Origin of the sequence: Paraburkholderia aromaticivorans (assembly GCF_002278075.1) — a bacterium.
Taxonomy (GTDB): Bacteria; Pseudomonadota; Gammaproteobacteria; order Burkholderiales; family Burkholderiaceae; genus Paraburkholderia; species Paraburkholderia aromaticivorans.
This window is the reverse complement of sequence record NZ_CP022989.1, coordinates 3,086,716-3,106,414: the sequence shown is the minus strand read 5'-3', so window position 1 is coordinate 3,106,414 and position 19,699 is coordinate 3,086,716. Positions and strand designations below refer to the sequence as shown.

Genomic DNA, 19,699 nt, shown 5'->3' with positions numbered 1-19,699 from the left:
AGCGCGGCGTGTTTCGACCGCTAGCCGGGCGCGCGCCCGCTGCGCCGTGCTTCGACTTCAGCGAGCAACGTATCGAACAGGGCGAGTTCGACCGGCTTCACGAGGTGCGTATGGAATCCGGCCTCGCGGGTACGCTCGCGATCGGTTGCATGGCCGAAGCCGGTCATGGCGGCATACGTCGTATCGGCAAGCTTGGGCATTTCGCGCAGCGCGGCGATGGTCGCGTAGCCATCCATCTTCGGCATGGCAATGTCGATCACCGCGAGGTGGGGCACGAAGCGTGGCGCGACCTCCAGCGCCTGCTCACCCTCGTAGGCGATGCGCACATCGTGGCCTTTGAGTTCGAGCAGCATCGCGAGGCTGTCGGCCGAATCGCGATTGTCGTCGACCAGCAGGATGCGCAGTGGCGCGACCTGCCCGCCTGCCGCGTTCGCCTCGTCACCGGCCGCCTCGGGGGGCGCGGCGGCCAACGGCAGGCTCAGCGTGAACGTGCTGCCGGTGCCCGGCCCTGCGCTGCTCGCGACAATGCTGCCGCCGTGCATCTCGACGAGCGATTTGCACAACGTGAGACCGATGCCCAGACCGCCCTCTCCCGCACTCTGCGCATCTTTTTCCTGGGCGAACAGTTCGAAGATCTTGTCGAGCGAGCGCAGAGCAATCCCGCAGCCCGCGTCGCGCACTTCGAGCACGGCCATATGGAAATCGATACGGGACACGATGTCCACAACACTGCCCACGGGCGAGAATTTAGATGCGTTGTGCAACAGGTTTTGCAGCACCTGCACGAGACGCGTCATGTCGCCACGAACGAAGATCGGCTCGGCCGGCATGTGCGGCACGACGCGCTGCTCGTGCGCGTCTGTAAATGGCCGGGCCGCCTCGATCCCGCGCGCCACCACCTCGGCCAGATCGATCCGGCCAAGGCGCAGCTCGACCTTGTTCGACATGATCCGGCCGACGTCGAGCAGGTCGTCGACCAGCCGAGTGAGGTGGGTGATCTGGCGGTCGATCAGGTCGCGTGAACGCGCGAGCGTAGGGCTCATGCCGGTTTCGAGCTGCATCACGCCGATCGCATTGCGCACCGGCGCGAGCGGGTTGCGCAATTCATGCGCAAGGGTCGCGAGAAACTGACGCATGCGTTCGCCCGAACGCTCCAGTTCTTCGCGCTGACGCCGCTCGGTCAGATCGCGCGTGACCTTGGCGAAACCACGCAGCCGCCTCGATTCGTCGTACACGGCGGTGATATTGACGTTGGCCCAGAACGTCGTGCCGTCCTTGCGCACCCGCCAGCCTTCGTCCTCGACGTGGCCGACCTGCTGCGCAATCGCCAGTTCGCGGGCGGGCTTGCCCGCCGCCGCTTCTTCCGGCACATAGAAGACCGAGAAATGCTGGCCGACGATTTCCTCGCGCGTGTAGCCTTTGATGCGCGCGGCGCCCTCATTCCAGCTCACCACGTAGCCCTGCGGGTCGAGCATGAATATCGCGTAGTCCTTGACACTGTCGACCAGCAAACGGAAACGCTCTTCGCTTTGCCGGAGCGCCTCCACGTATTCGCGTCGCGCGGTCAGATCGCGCGTGATCTTGGCGAAGCCGGTGAGAATGCCGGCGTCGTTGCGGATCGCCGTGATGACGACATTCGACCAGAAGGTCGTGCCGTCCTTGCGAACCCGCCAGCCTTCGTCCTCGAAGCGGCCGATCAGCGACGCCTGTTGCAGTTCATAGGCGGGCCACCCGCGCGCCACGGCTTCCTCGGTGTAGAAGCGTGAAAAGTGCTGACCGATGATTTCCGTGTCCCTGTAACCCACCACCTTCAACGCCCCGGCGTTGCAACTGACGATCCGCCCGGTCGCATCGAGCAGGAAGATCGCATAGTCTTCGATCGCCTGCATCAGCGCCCAGTAATCGACATCGGCAGCGGGGTTCATGCGGGCCGGTGCCGGGACCTTGGCAGGCTCGCCGTTTTCACCGGCGGAGGGGACATCGAGGTGTTTCATGGTCTCAAAGGTTCAAGGCTATGTGCAAAAGCATACACCGCCGCGCCGCGGTTGCTTCGCTCAGGTTTCACCTGATTTCCACCTGAAGGGCGCGGTGCGGCCACGCGCATGGAAAAACGTAGTCCGGATCGTCAGGCCTCGCAATTGCTACTCCCCAAGCGCAGCATTCATCATGACAACAGGAGTCGCAATTGAAACGAGCATTCACCACCTTCGCTTTTGCCGCTGCACTGGCAATCACTCACACCGCGGCGCACGCCGAAGGCTGTACTAAAGGCGCGGTCGTGGGCGGCGTGGCCGGCCATGTCGCCGGTGATCACGGCGTAGCGGGTGCGGCCGCCGGCTGCGCGATCGGCCATCACGAAGCCAAAAAGAAGGATAAGGCAGCGAGCGCGGCTGCGGCGGCCAGCCAGCCGGCCGGGAAATAAGCCCCTTGTAAAAAGAGCCGGTAGTGACCTCTCTCGATCAGTACCGGCTCGATCAGTGAAGACTGGTTCCGACAGAACCGTCATCCGGCCGCACTGACCTTTTCCGCCAGCTTCGCGTCGTAACTCGAATGGACGTGCACCCGCTTTTTCTCCGGATAGGCGTACGAGTATGCCTTGCGCAGCGCTAGCGACGCCTCATGAAAACCGGACAGAATCAGCTTCTGCTTGTTCGGATAGTTGGCAATGTCGCCGACCGCGAAGATGCCGGGGCGCGAGCTCTCGTAGCTGGATGTATCGACATCGACACGGCCCGCGTGAATCGACAGGCCCCATTGCGCGATCGGCCCGAGATCGGCGACCAGTCCATACAACGCGACGACATGCTCGGCCGCGAGTCGAGTCTCGCCGTCGATCTGCCGCAACGTGATCGACTTCAATGCATCGCCCTCGACATCCAGCCCGGCAATCGCGCCGACAACGAAGTCCATCTCGCCCGCCTCGACTGCGCGTCGCATCGACTCGACACTCGAATTCGCCGCACTGAAGCCGCTGCGCCGATGCACCAGCGTCACCCGGCGCGCGACCTTGCGCAGCGCGAGCGCCCAATCGAGCGCGGAGTCGCCGCCGCCCGCCACGACCACGGTCTTGCCGGCAAAGTCGGCAAGGCGCCGCACGCTGTAATGCACATGGCGCGACTCCAGCGGCACGGCTTCCGGCAGCGTTAGTTTTTGCGGCACGAACGCGCCGTTGCCGGCCGCCAGCAGGATCGCGGCGACATCGAATACGAGACCGCGCTGGGTGCGTACGGTCCAGCGCCCGTCGGCGCCCTGCTCGACCGACTCGACCCGTTGTTCGAGATGAATCGGCGGGTTGAACGGCTTGCATTGCGCCAGCAGGCGCTCGACCAGTTCACGCGCCGTGCAGGACACAATGGCGGGGATATCGTAGATCGGCTTGTCAGGATAGAGCTCGATGCATTGGCCGCCGATTTTGTCGAGCCCGTCGACGATCTGGCAGGACAGGCCGATCACGCCCGCCTCGAAAGCGGCAAAGAGCCCCACGGGGCCCGCGCCCACGATCAGGACGTCGGTGCGGATCGGCGACGGTGGCGGGGTGGCGGCGGAAGTCATGCGCGATCTCTTCGGATGGGTAGATGGCCCACCATACCGAATCGCCCGATGCCCGGCAACGATGCCATTACCATCGGTAAGGACGCTCGGTTCGCGCCACCCGGCTGTCGTTGCGCGAGCGGCCTGTATGAAGGGCGTTGCCTGAAGGTAGTCGTGAAAGCGGCTTGCCCGAACTCCGATCGCCGTAAGCGGCCTAAACAGCGGCCCGCGCGAGCGCCATTGCTCAAAGATGGCCTAGAAAGCGGCCTCGCGCCGCGCAGCATCGCTTGCAACCTTGAACGCCGCGGTCAATTCGCTCAACTGGCGCGCCTGATCCGCGAGCGAGTTCGCGCTCGCCGCGCTTTCTTCAACCAGCGCCGCATTGTGCTGCGTGACCTCGTCCATCTGCGTGACGGCGAGGCTCACCTGCTTGATGCCTTCGCTCTGCTCCCGTGACGCCGCCGCGATTTCGCCGACGAGACGCGCCACGCGTCCGACCGCGGCTTCGATGTCCTGCATCGTGTCGCCCGCCTGGTTGACGAGCCCGGCGCCGCTCTCCACACGCGAGGTCGACTCCGCGATCAGCGCGCCGATTTCCTTCGCGGCAGCCGCCGAACGCTGCGCGAGACTGCGCACCTCGCCCGCCACCACCGCGAAGCCGCGCCCTTCCTCACCCGCGCGCGCCGCCTCGACGGCCGCGTTCAGCGCGAGGATATTGGTCTGAAACGCAATGCCTTCGATCGCGGTGATGATGCCGGTCATCTTCGACGACCCAGCGTGAATCACGCGCATGGTCTCGACCATGCTGCCGACCGACTGGCGCCCGCGCGCGGCCATCTCCGAGGCGCTCAACGCGAGATCGCTCGCGTGCCGCGCGTTCTCGGCATTCAGTTGCACAGTCGACGTGAGCTGCTCCATCGCCGCCGCGGTTTGTTCGAGCGAAGCCGCCTGTTCCTCGGTGCGTTGCGACAGATCGAGATTACCCGCGGCGATCTGCTGCGTCGACGACGCGATCGAATGCGAACCGGCACGCACCGTGGTGACGGTCGCGCCGAGCTTGTCCTGCATCGACGCGACACCGCGCAACAGCATCGCCATTTCGTCATTCGAACGAATCGGCACGTGGGTCGTCAATTCGCCGGCGGCGATCGCATCGAACTGACGCAGCGCGTCGTTCAGCGGCGCCATGATCGCGCGGCGCAACGTGCGCCAGCTGATGAACGCCACCGTCAGCCCCACCAGGATGCTGCCGATGCACGCGTACAACAGCACATGAAAGAGCGTGGCGGAGCGCTCGTTCGCGTCGCTCGCCTGCTGGTTCAGATAATTCTCCAGCGCCCCCTGGCTCGCGTTCATGGCCGTATAGAGGCCGATCAGATGATTCGCGCGGCTTTCGTCCATCCAGCTCGCGTCGCCGCTGCGAATCGCCTCGATCAGCTTGTCGATGCCGTCGCGGCGCACAGCCGTGCGCTTCGCGTCGAGGTCGTCGGTGAGGCTTTGCAGTTCAGGCGTTTTCGGCAGCTCGCGAAAGCTGTTCCACCACTTGTCCGACTCGCCGAGCAGCATGCGGGCGCGCTCGAGTTGCGCGGCCAGTTGCGGCGAGTGCGGATTGCTCATGGCCCAGTCGAGTCCGAAGCGGGCCCGCGACATTGCCGTACCCGACTTGCCGAGCGCGACGACCGAGGCGAAATGGACCGCGTAGGCGTCGTGCTGCGCCTCGTTGCTCCGGCTCATGCCGAGAATGCCGAGCGAACCGGTGGCGATCAGCAGCACGCCGAGAAACGCAATGGTGATCGCGATCCGTAGATTGATGGTCAGGTTCCTGGTCATGGTGGTTTTAGTTGCTCTGGCTGGTTTTTGACGCTCTGGCTCATGACGTGCGGCCCCGCGCACGTGAACGGTTAATTGTTCCTTATTTGGAACAATTAACCGTATATGGAAAGTATAGCGACTCAGCTCTTTGGCGAAAAATAATCTTTGGCGGGCGCGGTAAACGCGCAACAGGCCGTCGGTCCACGTTCCGCCCGTGGGCGAAGCCATCGCGATTGAATAGATTCAATTTATGGAACTATAAAAAAACAACATTATTTTTATAGCGGCTCACTTCGTATAGTCGAGCCCAATTCAAATACGCCTCACGCCAGGCACCCTCCTCTCCCGCTACTGGACCACGATGAAACTAATCAAGTTCGCCCCTCTCGCGATTGCCGGCGCGCTCTCCAGCGCCGCGCATGCGCAAAGCAGCGTGACGCTGTACGGCCTGATTTCGGCGGGCGTCGGCTATGCGACGAACCAGGGCGGCAAAAACGCATGGCAGGCACTGTCGGGCACCAACCAGAATCCGCGCTGGGGTTTGAAGGGCGTCGAAGATCTGGGCGGCGGTATGAGCGCGATCTTCCAGTTGGAAAACGGCTTTAACGTGATGACCGGCACCGCATCGCAGAACGGCCGCGAATTCGGCCGCCAGGCATTCGTCGGGCTCGCCAGCAAGAAGTACGGCACGCTGACCTTCGGCCGTCAGTACGACACGGTGCACGATTACGTCGGCCCCGTGATCATCGCGAGTAACGGCGTGAACATTGGCGACAACGACAACGGCTACAACGACATTCGCGTGCAGAACGCCGTGAAGTACGTCACGCCCGACTATCGCGGCCTGAAGGCCACCGCCGAATACGGTTTCAGCAACGCAACCGGTTTCGCCAACAACAATGCGTACAGCTTCGGCGCGGGCTACGACCACGGCCCGCTGAAGTGGAGCGTGGTGTACGCGCAGTACAACAATCCGTACAGCGCGACCAACCCCGACGGCGCGATTTCGAACGACTACGCCTCGTCGCTGCTGATCTTCTCGAAGAGCGCGCTGCATCCCGCCGCGTACGCGAGCAAACAGCGCATCTTCGGCACCGGTGGTTTCTATACGGTCGGCGCCGCGCAATTCGCGGCGCTCTTCACGGATGTCCGCTACGATTACCTCGATCATTCGCATCTGCATTTGCAGAACTACAACCTGAACCTGAACTATCACGTCACGCCCGCCTTCATTCTCGGCTCCGCGTATGCCTTCACCGACGGCAAGTACGACGTGATCAACACGAGGCCCAAATGGCATCAGGTGAATCTGCAGGCCGACTACTTCCTGTCGAAGCGCACCGACGTGGCGCTCACGGTGATCGCGCAGCAGGCGGCCGGCGAAGCGCAGCACGCGCAGATTTTCGCCTATGCCCAATCCGCCAGCACCCGTCAGATGATCGCGACGGTCGGCATGCGCCACGCGTTCTGACCATGATGAACGTCTTCGAGACGAAACAGGACCGCCGCGCGTTTCTGCGCACGGCGATGGGCCTCGCGGCCGGCGCGTCGGCCTGGCCGATGCTGGCGGGCGCGGCGGCTTCCGCGACCGCATCCGGCGCGGCGGATACATCGAACGGCGTGTCGTCCAGCGCGACTGCATCGCAAGCCGGCGCGCGCCGCAGCGTGATCATCGATTGCGATCCGGGTCAGGACGACGCGATTGCGATTCTCTTCGCGCTCGGCGCGAGCGAGCGTCTCGACGTGCGCGCGCTCACGAGCGTGGCGGGCAATGTGCCGCTGGATCTCACCGAACGCAATGCGCGCATCGTGCGCGACTGGGCCGGGCGCACGCATTCGCTGCCGGTTTACGCAGGCTGCCCGCGGCCGCTCGCGCGCGATCTGATCACCGCCGCCAACGTGCACGGCAAGACCGGGCTCGAAGGCGTGCCGCTGCATGAGCCGCTTGCCCCGCTCGCGCCGCAACACGCGGTCGCGTTTCTGATCGACACGCTGCGCACCGCGCCGCCGCGCGGCGTGACGCTCTGCGCGCTCGGACCGCTGACCAATCTCGCTACCGCGCTCACCGAGGCGCCGGAGATTCGCAACGGCATCCGCGAAATCGTGCTGATGGGCGGCGCGTTCTTCGAGCGCGGCAACATTACGCCCGCGGCCGAGTTCAACATCTATGTCGATCCGCAGGCCGCGCAGATCGTGTTCGCGAGCGGCGTGCCGATCGTGGTGCTGCCGCGCGACGTGGCCGTGAAAGCACCGATCACGCCCGCGCGCATCGCGCCGATCCGCGCGCTCGGCAATTGCTGCGGCGCCATGGCCGCCGACATCATGGCCGCCGAAGTGGCTTACCAGAAAGGACGCCGCGGTATCGAGTCCGCGCCGATGTACGACCCGTGCGCAACCGGTTACCTGATCGAACCGTCCTTGTTCAAGGGCCGCGAAGTCAACGTGATGATCGAAACGGTGGGCGAATGGACGCTCGGCGAAACCGTGGTGGACTGGAGCGGCCACAGCGGCCGCAAACCGAACGCGACGTGGATCACCGAGGTCGACGCGGACGGCTTCTACGCGGCGCTGCGGGCGCGGCTCGCCACGCTGCCGTGAACGTGAGCGTGAGCGAAGGCGTCGGGACAAACGTGCGGCAAACCGTGCGCGCCGTGTCAGATATGCGCGGCGATCCACTCGCGGCACGCGCGAACATGCGGGCCGCGATCGTCGCCGGCAAGCGAGATCAGCGCGATCGAACGGCTCACGCGCGGCTTGTCGAGCCGCAATGCCACCAGTTCCGCGTCGTGCAGATGCATCGTGTAGAGGCTCGGCAGCACGGCGATGGCGAGGCGGTTGCGCACCAGTTCGTACAACGGTTCGGTGTACTCCACGCGATAGGCGACGTTCAGTTGCAAACCTTCCGCGCCGCCGGTGCGCTGCAACGCGTCGCTCACGCTGCCGCGCACGAACGCGGCAAGATCGCGGCCGACCAGCTTCGACCAGGCGAGGCTCTTCTTCTGCGCGAGCGGATCGTCGCGCCGCACCACCACGACGATCTGATCCTCGAACAGATCCTGGTAGCGCAGCGCGGCGTCGCCGTCATCGGCAGCGGACGCATCGGGCTCATGCACGCCGACGCCGAAATCCGCCGCGCCCTGGCGCACGGCGTCCAGCAACGCGGTGTTCGGCATATCGTTCAACGTGAAGCGCAGCGACGGCTGCTGCGCGCGCAACGCGCCGAGCGCGGGCAACAGACGCGCCGCGGCCGACGGAATCAGTCCGATGCGCACCGTCTGCACGCGTTCGGCGAAGGTGCTGGCCATGTCGTCGAAGGTGCCGCGCGCCTGGTTGAGCAGGCGTTCGGCGAGCGGCAACACGCTCGCGCCCGCGTGAGTCAGCGTCAACCGATGCGCGGAGCGCGCGAACAATGGGCCGCCGAGCAGGAATTCGATCTGGCGGATCGCCGCGGTCAGCGCGGGCTGCGTCAACGCGAGGGACTGCGCGGCCTGAGTGAAGCTGCGCGCATGGGCGAGCGTGACGAAGTACTGGATTTGCCGCAGCGTAAGCGCGGGCAACAGGGAAGAACGGTCGGTCATGGAAAGCAATGCATCGACACAATGCGCAGCAGTATAAATGGCATGGTTACAGGATGAATCAATTGATCAATAACGAATCTTCCATCGCCGAAGCAAAGCACGGCGCGACGTCTGCGGGCGGCGGCTGGCTCGAACGGCGTTTCGCGCTCGGCGCGCGCAAGACCAGCGTGCGGGTCGAGACGATCGCGGGCATCACCTCGTTTCTCGCGGCCGCGTATTTGCTGGTGGTGATTCCGTCACTGCTCGCCGCGGGCGGCATGGATCGCGGCGCGGCCACCACCGCGACGATCCTCGTGTTCGTGCTGAGCACGGTGCTGATGGCGCTGTATGCGAACCTGCCGTTTCTGGTCGGCCCGGGTATCGGCGGCTCGGTGATTCTCGGCGTGACGCTCGCGGGCGAACACGTTGCGTGGCAAACGGGGCTTGGCATCGCTTTCGTGTCCGGCGTGCTGTTTCTGATCCTGACGCTGGTGGGCGCGCGCAGTCTGGTGGTGCGCCTGATTCCCGCCCAGATCAAACTGGGGCTCGGCGCGTCGATCGGCTTGTTCATCGCGGTGCTCGGCTTTCGCAACGCGGGCATGGTGATCGCCAACGCGAAGACCAACGCGCTCGCGCTCGGCGACTTCTCACGGCCGGGAACGCTCATCGCGCTGGTCGGACTCGGCGCGGCAGTCGTCCTGCAAGGACGCCGCGTGCCCGGCGCGATCCTGTGGGCAATCCTGATCGCGGCCGCGGTGGGCCTGCCGCTCGGCGTCACGCATAGCCCGGCGTCGTTTCTATCGTGGCCTCACGGCATCGCGCCGATCGCGTTCAAACTCGATATCGGCAGCGCGCTGAGCGTCGCTTCCGTTCCGTATCTGTTCGTGTTCTTCGCGGCCGAATTTTTCTCGACGCTCGGCACCACGCTCGCGGTCGGCGCCAAAGCGGATCTGCTCGACGAAAACGCCAATCTGCCCAACATCAACCGGCCGTTTCTGGTCGATTCGATTGCCGCGACGCTCGGCCCGGTGTTCGGCATTCCGGCGCTCACCGCCTTGGTGGAATCGGCGGCGGGCGTGGAAGCGGGAGGCCGCTCCGGCCTGTCGTCGCTCGCCGCGGCCGCCATGTTCGCGCTGATGCTGCTGTTCGTGCCGCTCGCGCTGGCGATTCCGAAGGAAGCAACCGCGCCGGCGTTGATCCTGATCGGCCTGTCGATGTTCAGCACGATCCGCCACACCCATTTCGACGACTTCACCGACTCGCTGCCGGTGCTCTCGATGGTATTGCTCACGCTGATGTCGAACAGCTTCGGCACCGGCATTGCGGGCGGCCTGCTCTGCTACGTGCTCGTGAAGCTGCTCGCGGGACGATTCCGCGAAGTGCCCTGGGGTTTGTACGTGCTGGCCGTGCCGCTCGGCTACTACTTCTATACCGTGGTCAAGCCGCATTGAGGCCCGCCACTTCGCACCACGATTTCACCTTGCATTCGCACTACGCTGAGTTTTGCGCACTACCGACAACCATACCGACATGAATGAGACCTTGGGCAACGTGCCCGCATCGCGTCTGAACATCGAGCTGACGGACGCGCATCGCGCCTTCTTCCAGGCGCTGCCGAAAGCCGAATTGCATTGCCACCTGCTGGGCGCGGTGCGTCACGAGACTTTTATCGCGCTGGCCGAAAAGAGCCGCGCGCCGATCAGCCGCGAGGAAATCGATTCGTTCTACACGCGTGGCGAGAAACCGGTCGGCGTGCTGCGTGTGCTGCGCGCGCTCGACCAACATCTGCTCACGCAAGCGGACGATCTGCACCGTATCGCCTACGAATATCTCGCCGATGCCGCCGCGCATCGGGTGCGCCATAGCGAATTCTTCTGGAATCCTACCGGAACGGTGCGCGTCTCGCACATTCCCTATGCCGATGCGCAAGCGGCAATCGTCACCGCCATTCGCGACGCGGCGCGCGACTTCGGCATCAGCGCGCGGCTGATCCCGAGCATCGACCGCGAAGCCGATCCCGATGAAGCCGTCGCGCTAGTCGAATGGATGTGCGCGAACCGCGCGCCGGAAGTGGCGGGCCTCGGCATCGACTATCGCGAGAACGACCGGCCGCCGGAATTGTTCTGGAAAGCGTATCGCCACGCCCGCAACGCCGGCTTCAAAACCACCGCGCACGCGGGTGAATTCGGCATGCCGTGGCGCAATGTCGAGACCGCGGTCGATCTGCTTCAGTGCGACCGTATCGATCACGGCTATACGATCGTCGACAACCCGCGGCTGGCCGCGCAATACGCCGAGCGCGGCATCGTCTTCACCGTGGTGCCGACCAACTCTTATTACCTGCGCACGCTGGCGCCGCACGTGTGGGCGCAACACCATCCGCTGCGGCGCATGCCGGGCCTCGGCCTGAAGATCCATCCGAATACCGACGACCCCACGCTGCACAAGGTGACCCCGAGCGAAGCATGGCAGCTGATGTTCAGCCACTTTGGTTTCAGCGTCGCGGAGCTGCGCCAGTTCATGCTGAACGGCATCGACGCCGCATGGGTCGACGAAGCCACGCGCAGCGCGTGGCGCGCGGCGTGGACAACGGAGTTCGACATACTCGCCTCGACGCTTCCCGCCTGAGCGGAACGCACGAGGGCAGCACGAGGGCAACAAGCGGCATCGCGCGCGTGTCGCCCGCGCATCGTCATTCCCCGATCCACGACCCGCGCAGATCGCTGTCATGCAGCAGTTGCAGCAGCGTGCCCGCCGGGCGGCTGAGCCGCTTTGCCGCCAGGGCGATGAATTCCACCGACGGCAGCGTCGGCAGACTGGCCGTGTTCAGCGGCGGCGCGAGGCCCCGCGCGGCCAGATACTGCGGACGAACCGTAATGCCGAGCCCGCCGCGCGCCGCCGCGATACACCCCGCGTGACTGCTGCTCGTGCACACCAGTTGCCAGCTGAACCCGGCCTCGGCGAGCGCGTCGAGCACGACGGCTCGCGTCACGCTCGGCTCGGCGACCAGAATCAGCGGCAACGGCTGGCTCAGGTCGACCAGCGTGCCGGTCCGGGCCAGCCACTCGAGCCGCCCGGTGAAGAGCGGCACGCCGCGCCGGTCGCCGAGCCGCCGCTTGCCGACCAGCAGATCGATCGACCCCGCGTCGAGCAGCTCGTACAGCTTGCCGGTCATGCCGATGGTGATTTCCAGTTCGACATCCGGATGCGCGTTGCGAAACGCGGCTAGCACCGTCGGCAACGGGCCGAGCGCGACGTCGTCCGAGGAACCGAGGCGCACGCGGCCTTTCAGGCGCGGCGCGCGAAACTGCGACTCCGCCCGCGCCAGCGCCTGCAGAATCACGCTGGCGTGCGCGAGCATGGCTTCGCCGTCCGGCGTCATCGCGAGCGAATGGGTGTCGCGCACGAACAGGCGCCGGCCGACGCTCTCTTCGAGCCGCCGGATATGTTCGCTGACGCTCGATTGCGTGAGGTCGAGCCGCCGCCCCGCCTCGGTGAAGCTGTGGCAAGCGGCGACGGTCGAAAAGGTCTTGAGCCAGATGGGATTGAGCATGAGCCATTGTCGCCTCGCTTATCGACAAAGTCGATAACAGTCAGCGCCCCTAGTGGGGTTCCCGATTGACGAGGATGTCAATATCATGACGGAATCGCCCCACCGAATGCTCCGGTCCCGGCGGCCGCCGCTCATGCCGCCGCCCCGCCGCCCGTTAAAGATGACCAAGGATTCTTCCCAGACCGCACTGCTGTGGATCGTCGCCGCTGGCTTTTTCATGCAGTCGCTCGACACGACGATCGTCAATACGGCGTTGCCGTCGATTGCAAACAGCCTGCACGTCGCGCCACTCGCCATGCAGCCGATCGTGGTCGCGTACACCTTGACCATGGCGATGCTCACGCCGGCCTCCGGCTGGCTCGCCGACCGCTTCGGCACGCGGCGCGTCTATTTCGTGGCGATCCTGCTGTTCGTGATCGGCTCGATCTGCTGCGCGAGCGCGCATACACTCGGCCAGTTGGTGCTGGCGCGCGTGCTGCAAGGTGTGGGCGGCTCGATGCTGCTGCCGATCGGACGGCTCGCGGTCTTACGCAGCGTGACGGGCGAGCAGTACGTGGCGGCACTCGCGTTCATTTCGGTCGCGGGACAACTGGGGCCGATCGCCGGGCCGACGCTCGGCGGCTGGTTCGTTCAGGCGATCACGTGGCACTGGATTTTCCTGATCAACGTGCCGATCGGCGCGGTGGGCCTGTACGCGGTGCAACGCTTCCTGCCGGCGCATGGCGCAACCCAGGCGCCGCCGTTCGACTTCATTGGCTGCGCGCTGCTGTCGCTGTGCATGATCGCGTTTTCGCTCGCTGTCGACGCGCCCATGCCGACGCATCGGCTGGCCTGGTCGGCGGCGCTCTTCGTGCTCGCCGCCGTGAGCGCGCTCGCCTACATTCCGTACGCGAAACGCCGCGCCAATCCGCTCTTCAAGCTTGCGCTCTTTCGCGAGCCGAATTTCAGCGTCGGTCTGATCGGCAACCTGGTGTGCCGCATCGGTTCGAGTGCCGTACCGTTCCTCGTGCCCTTGCTGCTGCAATTGCAACTGGGCTATTCGCCGCTGCATTCGGGGTTGATGATGCTGCCCGCGGCGCTGGCCGGCACCGTCGCCAAACGCTGGATCGCGCCGCTCGTGCGCCGTTATGGCTATGACACGTTCCTGCTCGTCAATACCGTGATCGTCGGCTCGTCGATCGTGGCCTTTGCACTGATCACGCGCGACACGCCGCTCGTGGTCGGGATCGCGATTCTGGCGGTGTTCGGGGCGTCCAACTCCATGCAATTCGCGGCGATGAACAGCGTCACGCTCAAAGACCTTTCGCATGCCGATGCCGGCAGCGGCAACAGCCTCTTTTCCATGGTGCAGATGCTCGCGATCGGGTTGGGCGTCTCGATCGGCGGCGGCCTCGTGAATCTCTTTTCCGCGCAAGTGGGATCGGCCGCGCTCGGGTTTCGGCTCGCCTTCGTGTGTGTCGGCGTGATCACGCTGGTGTCAGCCTGGGTGTTTCGTCACCTCGACGAAACGCCTGCCTCGCGCACCGTGCGCGCGCAAGCGACCCAAGGCACGGGCCCCTAACGAGACCATCGGCGGCGCCGCGCAATAAAAATACGCGCGATGCCGAGTTGTCCGCTATTCCATCCAAGTATGCCCAATGCATGACGAGAGCCGCATGTTCCTGTTGCATCGGACGAGCTCATGCAGATTGACGCCCGCCGCGTGATTGACGCGGTAGCGCGGCTATCATTCCACTCATGACATGACATCATTCGTCCGCCTTACCAGGCGGCGTTTCCCCGTTTTGGCGCGTGAATTCAAACGGACTTTCGCGTTAGCATGTCACGCATTAATGCATAACAAAGGACTCTCACATGCCATTTGACGAGCGCATGCTGAACGGCATGGGCGTCTTGACGGCGATCGTCGATTGCGGCAGTTTTGCGGCCGCTGGCGAAGCGCTCGACATGTCGCAATCCGGGGTCAGCCGTTCGGTCGCACGGCTCGAAGCGCGGCTCGGCATCCGGCTTTTCGATCGCACCACGCGTTCGGTCGCGTTGACCGACGAGGGCCGGCGCTTCTACGAACAGATCGTGCCGCTTCTGGGCGGACTCGAAGAAGCCGCGGCATCCGCCGCGCAGGGCGCGACCGCTGTTCGCGGACGTTTGCGCGTGAACATGGATCCGTTCTTTTCGCGGCTCGTACTTGGGCCGAGGCTGGGCGGGTTTGTCGACCGGCACCCCGACCTGCAGCTCGAACTGATCACCCGCGACCAACTGGGCGATATGGTCGCCGACGGTTTCGATCTCGCGATCCGTTTCGGCGATCCGCCAGTATCGACGCTGATTGCCCGCAAGCTGCTGGACACGCGAATTCTCACCGTGGCCGCGCCGTCGTATCTGAAGAAGCATGGGCATCCGGTGAATCCGGCCGAACTCGAAAGCGGCAAGCATGTGTGCATCAAATTCCGCGATCCGCTGACGGGCTACCCGTTCAGCTGGGAATTTCATCGCGGCCGCAAAAAGACCGTGATTACGCCGCAAGGCCGTTTGACCGTCAACGACGTGGGCACCTTGCATAGTGCCTGCGCAGCCGGCCAGGGCGTCGCGCAGATTCTCGCGCTCGGCGCCGAATCGCTCATGGCGAGCGGCAAACTGGTCGAGCTCTTTCCGGATTGGGGCGACGAGCTTTATCCGCTGTATGCGCTCTATCCTTCACGGCATCATCCGCCCGCGAAGGTCCGTGCGTTTTTCGAATTTGTCGTTTCGCTCACGGGCGGCGCGCCGCGCGAACCGGCGGCCTGAGTCTCGCTTCGGCGACGTTTGCACGGCACGCCGCGCCGCGTCAGGAAATCGTGTAGCGGTTTTGCGGGCCGCCGAGATACAGCCCGCGAGCGAGCGTCAGGATTTGCTCGCGATGCCGGTCGAACGCCGCGAGCACGGCCGGTTCGTCGGCGCCCACACTGGGGCTCAGATTCGAAATCACCGAACGGGTGACGACGAAAGCGATTTCGCGCGCATTGTCATAGCCCCAGAAATTGACGCAGTGGTGCGAGGCGTCATAGCTGCGGCTTGGGTTCGGGAAGTTGAGGGACATTTCGTACTCCCGCGAGAAAGGGTTCTCGTCCACGGTGCGCTGAATGACGGGCATGGTCAAGCGCTTGTTTGTAAGTAAGGAGGTCAGCCTGTTCTGGAGTCGGGCTTGCGGCAGCAATGCTTGCGCGTCTTCGCTCGACGGCAGTCACCGGAGATGCGTGTCGCGCTCGCATGGTCATCCTCCGGTAACACACGGCGCCCTGTCCGAGGTGTTTTCATCGTTATGGCAATCCGCCTCAATGGGTTGCAACGCAGCGTCCCTTCAACATAACGAAATGCCCTATGACAAACTCCGTCTCCGATTTTCGCATTCCGTCCGGGAACGCACCCGGCACGCTGCCGAGCCAGCACAACGCTGTCGCGCCGAAGCCCGCAGTCGTGGCGTCGAAAGACACGACCACGCCGGCCGAATTCGCCCAAACCATGCTGAACAAGTATGACGGTGGCAACCAATCGATCAACTACGCAAACGACACGAAAGTAACGCAAGCTCAGGAATCGACGACGAACCTGCTGATGACCGGCTACCCGCGAGGCTTCGCTAACGCGCGGATGCGTCTGGAGGGTCTCGCGGCCGCTACGGCGCAGATGGACGAGGAAACCCGTGAGGGCTTCGCCGCGCGGGCGAAAGCCGTGATCGGCGAACCGGACGCCCAACGTGACGCCGATATCCAGCAACTTAAAGCAGACGTGATTTCCCAGCTGAAGCAGACTCGCGCCGATCCGCTCAAACGCATGAATGCCGTGTTCAATATGCCGACTGGCGCCGGGCTGCTCGGCGACGCCGGCACTCAACGCTTGCAGCAATTGCGCGGCCAGTACAGCGCATTCAGCGCACCGGCCGCGACAGCGCAGCAACGCGAGGCCAGCTTCGCGCAGGCCGTCAAGATCAAGACTGACATGCAGCGCGATATCCTCAACAAGGCTGGCGACATCTACGCGGCGACTCAGAAATCATGGAACGAATCGGCCGCCCGCGTGAACGACATTCTCGACGCGGCGCAACAGTACAAGCCTGACAAAATCCAACTGCCGAAAACCTCAGACGATCCCGACTGGGATGACAATACGCGCAAGCCCGCCTATGCGAAGACCTTCCCGTACCAGTCGGTAATGGAGAAGCTGCTTTCCGACGACGGCTATTCGAGCCAGGAGCGCGCCTCATCATCGGTGCGTCAGCGCCCGCCTGAGCAGGTCGCGCAAGATCTGCTGACGTTCCAGCAGGGCATGACGGATCCAGACTCGTCGATACATCGTCGCATGCAGGCCTTGCAGGACCAGGCGCTGACGACCATGGACAAGCCCGGAGAGGGCCTGAGCCACGTTGGCAGGCCGCAGACCTACGAGGACGCCGCGAAAAATCCACCTGCACCCGACAAGGACTACGTCAACAATCTCGCGAAGAACTACGGCGGCGCGCTCAAGGACATCGACCAGAAAAACCGCGAGATGCTGCGCGAGGATGTTCCCGGCCTTGCTGACAAGATTCTCTACGGCATTGGCCGCGTGTTCGCCGACCTGTCGCCGATCCCGGGCGCGGACTGGCTGGCCACCAGGTTGCTCGATGCCGAATTTCCCGATCATGGCGGATTGAGCCGTGGACAGGTGGGTCTGATCGACGCCGGAACGGCAATCGGCGGCCTGTTGCTCGGCGGTCTGGGACCCGAAGGGGAACACCTCGCCGGCGTCGGCGAGCACCCTTCGTCGTCGCTGCCCGCCGGTTCGGTGGACATGTTCGAGCGCAATTTCGCGGGCAGCGGCAGCGAGGCGAAAGACCCGAGCCCCACCGGATCCGACCATCAACACACGCCGGATACGCCCGTGCTGCCATCGCGCTACGCGGCACAGCCTTCAGGCACGTTGCAGTCTGACCCGGCGCAGGCCGGCGTCCTGATCGATGCAACGGGGCAGAGGTACATCCAGGATCACGGCCAGAGCTATCCGGTGCGCTACGACACGGCCAACCAGACGTGGCGCGTCGTGCAACGGGACAAACCGGCCGAGCCGGGCGTTCCGGTCGAGCGTCAGCCGGACGGCAGCTGGAAGCCGCATGACGCTGTCGGCCTGCGAGGCGGCGGAAACGAGTTCAGAGAACGAACCACTGCCGTGGGCGACGAGCAGAAGGCCTACCAGATCCAGCAGGCACAACAGACAATGGATCACTTGCGAACGCAACTGCACACCGTCACGCAGGATCTGGTGTCGACCGGGCGAAGGCTTGAGGAGATACGGGGGCTTCAAACAACGACGGAACAACGGAAGGCGAATCTGTTGCAGCGGAAAACTCAGACAGAGCAGGAGAGCGCCAACCTGAGCGCCCAGCTTCAACAACTCGAAAGCACAGGGCAGCCTCGCGACGCGCAAACGGAGATGCGCATCCGCGACCTCATTGATCGAAGGGAATCCATTAAAGCGGAGGTCATCCGCTTCAACGACGATATGGCGAGACTGAGAAGGGAGTTGAAGACTCTACTCCCCCAAATCCGGCAACTTAACGACCAGCGGCGGCAATACCAGGAAATGGAAAGACAACTTCAGATGCGAATAGGGGTAGCGCAGTTTGAATTGAGCCAGTTGCTGCACTAGTCAGCGGCAGCCGATGCGGCAGCACTGGCCGCATCGGCTGCCCCGCCGACAGGCCCGCGTTTCACCGCGCTGTCGGCGGTGTTGCCTCACACCACCTCCTCCAGCAACTCCCGCACAGCCGCCCTCGCCTCGCGCGCCAGTTCCTTGAGATCGACACCGTCGATCCGGTCATCGGCCACCACGCGCTTTCCAGCAGAAAACAGCGCCGCGAGCGATGGCCTGCCGCCCGACGCCACCGGCCCGATCGCCGGATCGTGCAAGCCGAAATAGCGCGGGTCGTCGAGCCGATATACCGCGAGATCCGCGGCGAAACCCACCGCAATCCTGCCGACTTCGTCGAGGCCCATGATCCGCGCGCCACCCGCCGTGCCCCAGTGAATCACATCGGCCACACTCGCGGCGTTCGCGCCGCCTTCGAAATTCCCGCCGCGAAACGTGGGTTGCGCGAGCATGCCGCGGCGCGCGCGTTGCGCGAGCCATGTCATGTGCACTTCGGAGATCATGTCGGCCGCTTCGTTCGACGCCGCGCCGTCGACGCCGATCGACACCGGCACGCCCGCATCGGCCATTTCGCGCACCGGACAAATGCCGCTGCCGAGGCGCCCGTTGCTCTGCGGACAATGGGCGACGCCCGTGCCGGTTTGCGCCAGCAGCGCGATCTCGTCGGCATCGACCTTGACGAGATGCGCGTACCAGACGTCGCTGCCTAGCCAGTTGTGCTCGCCGCAAAATGCAACCGGCGATTGCCGGTACATTGCATGCGCGCTGTCCTGGTAGCCCACCGTCTCCGAGAGATGGCTATGCAGACGCAGACCGAGGCGGCGCGCCACCGCCGCCGTCGCGCGCATTTCGGCAGGCGAGATCGAATACAGCACGGTGGTCGGCGCCATCACGACACGCTGCATCGCGCGCGGCGACGCGTCGTGGAAACGGGCGGCGAGCCGTTCGATATCGGCAATGTAGGCGTCGAGTGTTTCAGGGCGCAACGCGGTCGGCAGTTCGGCCTCGAGCTGGCGCGTTTGCGTCGCGCCGCCGCGCAGCAACACGAAACGCAAGCCGAGCTTCCCGGCCTCTTCGAAGAGAATCGCCGAACTGTCGAACGGCATGTTCGGGTAGTACACGTAGTTGTGGTCGGCCACCGTCGCGCAGCCCGAGCGCGCCAGTTCGATCAGGCCGATGCGCGCCGCGAGCCGGAAGCGCCGCTCGTCGAAGAGCGCCCGGAAGCGATACGGCGTCGCGGCGAGCCACGGCGTGAGCGTGGCGTCCAGTCCCGCCGTGTCGCCCTTGAGCAGCGACTGGAACAGGTGATGATGCGTGTTGACCCATGCCGGATAGACGACGCAATCGGTGGCGTCGACGATCGTCTCGCCCGGCCGCGGGGTGAGCGCGCCGATCGCGTCGATCGTGTCGCCGACAATGCGAATGTCAGGACCGCTCACGCGCGCGGGATCGTCGGCCGATCCGCGGCCGCCGGTCATGATCGCCGCCGCGTTGCGGATCAGCGTGCCAGGTGTCGTGTGGTGTGTCGTATCGTGTGTCGTCATGAGTTCGAGCGAGAGTGTGAAGCTGAGTTCGAGACCGCGTC

At 64.5% G+C, this 19,699-nt stretch carries 15 protein-coding genes; 8 read left to right on the top strand and 7 right to left on the bottom strand.

Going from position 1 to position 19,699, the window contains the following annotated elements:
* Nucleotides 1-20 precede the first annotated feature (20 nt).
* A complete protein-coding gene (locus tag CJU94_RS14185; RefSeq protein WP_095419216.1) occupies nt 21-1,994 on the bottom strand; it encodes a PAS domain-containing hybrid sensor histidine kinase/response regulator in 1,974 nt (657 codons plus the stop codon).
* 191 nt (nt 1,995-2,185) lie between these two features.
* On the opposite strand from CJU94_RS14185, the gene CJU94_RS14180 reads away from it, so the two are divergent.
* Nucleotides 2,186-2,422: a hypothetical protein gene (locus tag CJU94_RS14180; protein WP_095419215.1), complete on the top strand. Its 237-nt coding sequence runs from the start codon at nt 2,186-2,188 to the stop codon at nt 2,420-2,422.
* An 80-nt stretch (nt 2,423-2,502) separates the two neighbouring features.
* Here CJU94_RS14180 and CJU94_RS14175 read toward each other — a convergent pair whose 3' ends face one another.
* Together CJU94_RS14175 and CJU94_RS14170 are read right to left on the bottom strand one after the other, a co-directional pair.
* The gene (locus CJU94_RS14175; RefSeq protein WP_095419214.1) at nt 2,503-3,552 is read right to left on the bottom strand and encodes an NAD(P)/FAD-dependent oxidoreductase; all 1,050 of its coding nucleotides are present in this window, start codon (nt 3,550-3,552) and stop codon (nt 2,503-2,505) included.
* A 234-nt stretch (nt 3,553-3,786) separates the two neighbouring features.
* Nucleotides 3,787-5,361, bottom strand: coding sequence for a methyl-accepting chemotaxis protein (locus tag CJU94_RS14170; protein WP_095419213.1), 1,575 nt, complete (start codon nt 5,359-5,361; stop codon nt 3,787-3,789).
* Nucleotides 5,362-5,704: 343 nt separating this feature from the next.
* On the opposite strand from CJU94_RS14170, the gene CJU94_RS14165 reads away from it, so the two are divergent.
* Nucleotides 5,705-6,814, top strand: coding sequence for a porin (locus CJU94_RS14165; protein ID WP_095419212.1), 1,110 nt, complete (start codon nt 5,705-5,707; stop codon nt 6,812-6,814).
* Between the two features lie 2 nt (nt 6,815-6,816).
* The gene (locus CJU94_RS14160; protein ID WP_244220834.1) at nt 6,817-7,941 is read left to right on the top strand and encodes a nucleoside hydrolase; all 1,125 of its coding nucleotides are present in this window, start codon (nt 6,817-6,819) and stop codon (nt 7,939-7,941) included.
* Between the two features lie 56 nt (nt 7,942-7,997).
* Here CJU94_RS14160 and CJU94_RS14155 read toward each other — a convergent pair whose 3' ends face one another.
* The gene (locus tag CJU94_RS14155) at nt 7,998-8,921 is read right to left on the bottom strand and encodes a LysR family transcriptional regulator (protein WP_095419211.1); all 924 of its coding nucleotides are present in this window, start codon (nt 8,919-8,921) and stop codon (nt 7,998-8,000) included.
* A 53-nt stretch (nt 8,922-8,974) separates the two neighbouring features.
* Between CJU94_RS14155 and CJU94_RS14150 the strand changes: the two genes are divergently transcribed.
* Nucleotides 8,975-10,351, top strand: coding sequence for an NCS2 family permease (locus tag CJU94_RS14150; protein WP_095420359.1), 1,377 nt, complete (start codon nt 8,975-8,977; stop codon nt 10,349-10,351).
* Nucleotides 10,352-10,430: 79 nt separating this feature from the next.
* Entirely contained in the window at nt 10,431-11,528 is a 1,098-nt protein-coding gene (add, locus tag CJU94_RS14145) for an adenosine deaminase (RefSeq protein ID WP_095420358.1), read from the top strand.
* A 64-nt stretch (nt 11,529-11,592) separates the two neighbouring features.
* Here add and CJU94_RS14140 read toward each other — a convergent pair whose 3' ends face one another.
* On the bottom strand, nt 11,593-12,453 hold the full coding sequence (locus CJU94_RS14140; RefSeq protein WP_095419210.1) for a LysR family transcriptional regulator: 861 nt from the start codon (nt 12,451-12,453) through the stop codon (nt 11,593-11,595).
* Nucleotides 12,454-12,613: 160 nt separating this feature from the next.
* Here CJU94_RS14140 and CJU94_RS14135 point away from each other — a divergent pair, with 160 nt between their 5' ends.
* Together CJU94_RS14135 and CJU94_RS14130 are read left to right on the top strand one after the other, a co-directional pair.
* Nucleotides 12,614-14,014, top strand: a complete 1,401-nt coding sequence (locus tag CJU94_RS14135) for a DHA2 family efflux MFS transporter permease subunit (protein WP_095420357.1) — start codon at nt 12,614-12,616, stop codon at nt 14,012-14,014.
* 293 nt (nt 14,015-14,307) lie between these two features.
* Entirely contained in the window at nt 14,308-15,237 is a 930-nt protein-coding gene (locus CJU94_RS14130; RefSeq protein ID WP_091793789.1) for a LysR family transcriptional regulator, read from the top strand.
* A gap of 40 nt (nt 15,238-15,277) precedes the next feature.
* Here the strand turns inward: CJU94_RS14130 and CJU94_RS14125 are convergent, their stop codons facing one another.
* Nucleotides 15,278-15,529: a DUF1488 family protein gene (locus CJU94_RS14125; protein WP_091800441.1), complete on the bottom strand. Its 252-nt coding sequence runs from the start codon at nt 15,527-15,529 to the stop codon at nt 15,278-15,280.
* 587 nt (nt 15,530-16,116) lie between these two features.
* On the opposite strand from CJU94_RS14125, the gene CJU94_RS14120 reads away from it, so the two are divergent.
* Nucleotides 16,117-18,114 carry a GumC domain-containing protein gene (locus CJU94_RS14120; protein WP_244220833.1) on the top strand — a complete coding sequence of 666 codons (1,998 nt, stop codon included), beginning with the start codon at nt 16,117-16,119 and terminating at the stop codon, nt 18,112-18,114.
* A gap of 86 nt (nt 18,115-18,200) precedes the next feature.
* Here the strand turns inward: CJU94_RS14120 and CJU94_RS14115 are convergent, their stop codons facing one another.
* Complete coding sequence (locus CJU94_RS14115; RefSeq protein WP_095419208.1) at nt 18,201-19,658, bottom strand: isoxanthopterin deaminase; 1,458 nt, start codon at nt 19,656-19,658, stop codon at nt 18,201-18,203.
* Between the last annotated feature and the right edge of the window lie 41 nt (nt 19,659-19,699).

Coding starts and splice junctions, on each gene's coding strand:
- CJU94_RS14170 (WP_095419213.1), bottom strand. CDS start 5,361: ATGACCAGGAACCTGACCATCAATCTACGGATCGCGATCACCATTGCG.
- add (WP_095420358.1), top strand. CDS start 10,431: ATGAATGAGACCTTGGGCAACGTGCCCGCATCGCGTCTGAACATCGAG.
- CJU94_RS14165 (WP_095419212.1), top strand. CDS start 5,705: ATGAAACTAATCAAGTTCGCCCCTCTCGCGATTGCCGGCGCGCTCTCC.
- CJU94_RS14150 (WP_095420359.1), top strand. CDS start 8,975: ATGAATCAATTGATCAATAACGAATCTTCCATCGCCGAAGCAAAGCAC.
- CJU94_RS14155 (WP_095419211.1), bottom strand. CDS start 8,921: ATGACCGACCGTTCTTCCCTGTTGCCCGCGCTTACGCTGCGGCAAATC.
- CJU94_RS14175 (WP_095419214.1), bottom strand. CDS start 3,552: ATGACTTCCGCCGCCACCCCGCCACCGTCGCCGATCCGCACCGACGTC.
- CJU94_RS14140 (WP_095419210.1), bottom strand. CDS start 12,453: ATGCTCAATCCCATCTGGCTCAAGACCTTTTCGACCGTCGCCGCTTGC.
- CJU94_RS14120 (WP_244220833.1), top strand. CDS start 16,117: ATGGACGAGGAAACCCGTGAGGGCTTCGCCGCGCGGGCGAAAGCCGTG.
- CJU94_RS14185 (WP_095419216.1), bottom strand. CDS start 1,994: ATGAAACACCTCGATGTCCCCTCCGCCGGTGAAAACGGCGAGCCTGCC.
- CJU94_RS14135 (WP_095420357.1), top strand. CDS start 12,614: ATGACCAAGGATTCTTCCCAGACCGCACTGCTGTGGATCGTCGCCGCT.
- CJU94_RS14115 (WP_095419208.1), bottom strand. CDS start 19,658: ATGACGACACACGATACGACACACCACACGACACCTGGCACGCTGATC.
- CJU94_RS14130 (WP_091793789.1), top strand. CDS start 14,308: ATGCCATTTGACGAGCGCATGCTGAACGGCATGGGCGTCTTGACGGCG.
- CJU94_RS14125 (WP_091800441.1), bottom strand. CDS start 15,529: ATGTCCCTCAACTTCCCGAACCCAAGCCGCAGCTATGACGCCTCGCAC.
- CJU94_RS14160 (WP_244220834.1), top strand. CDS start 6,817: ATGATGAACGTCTTCGAGACGAAACAGGACCGCCGCGCGTTTCTGCGC.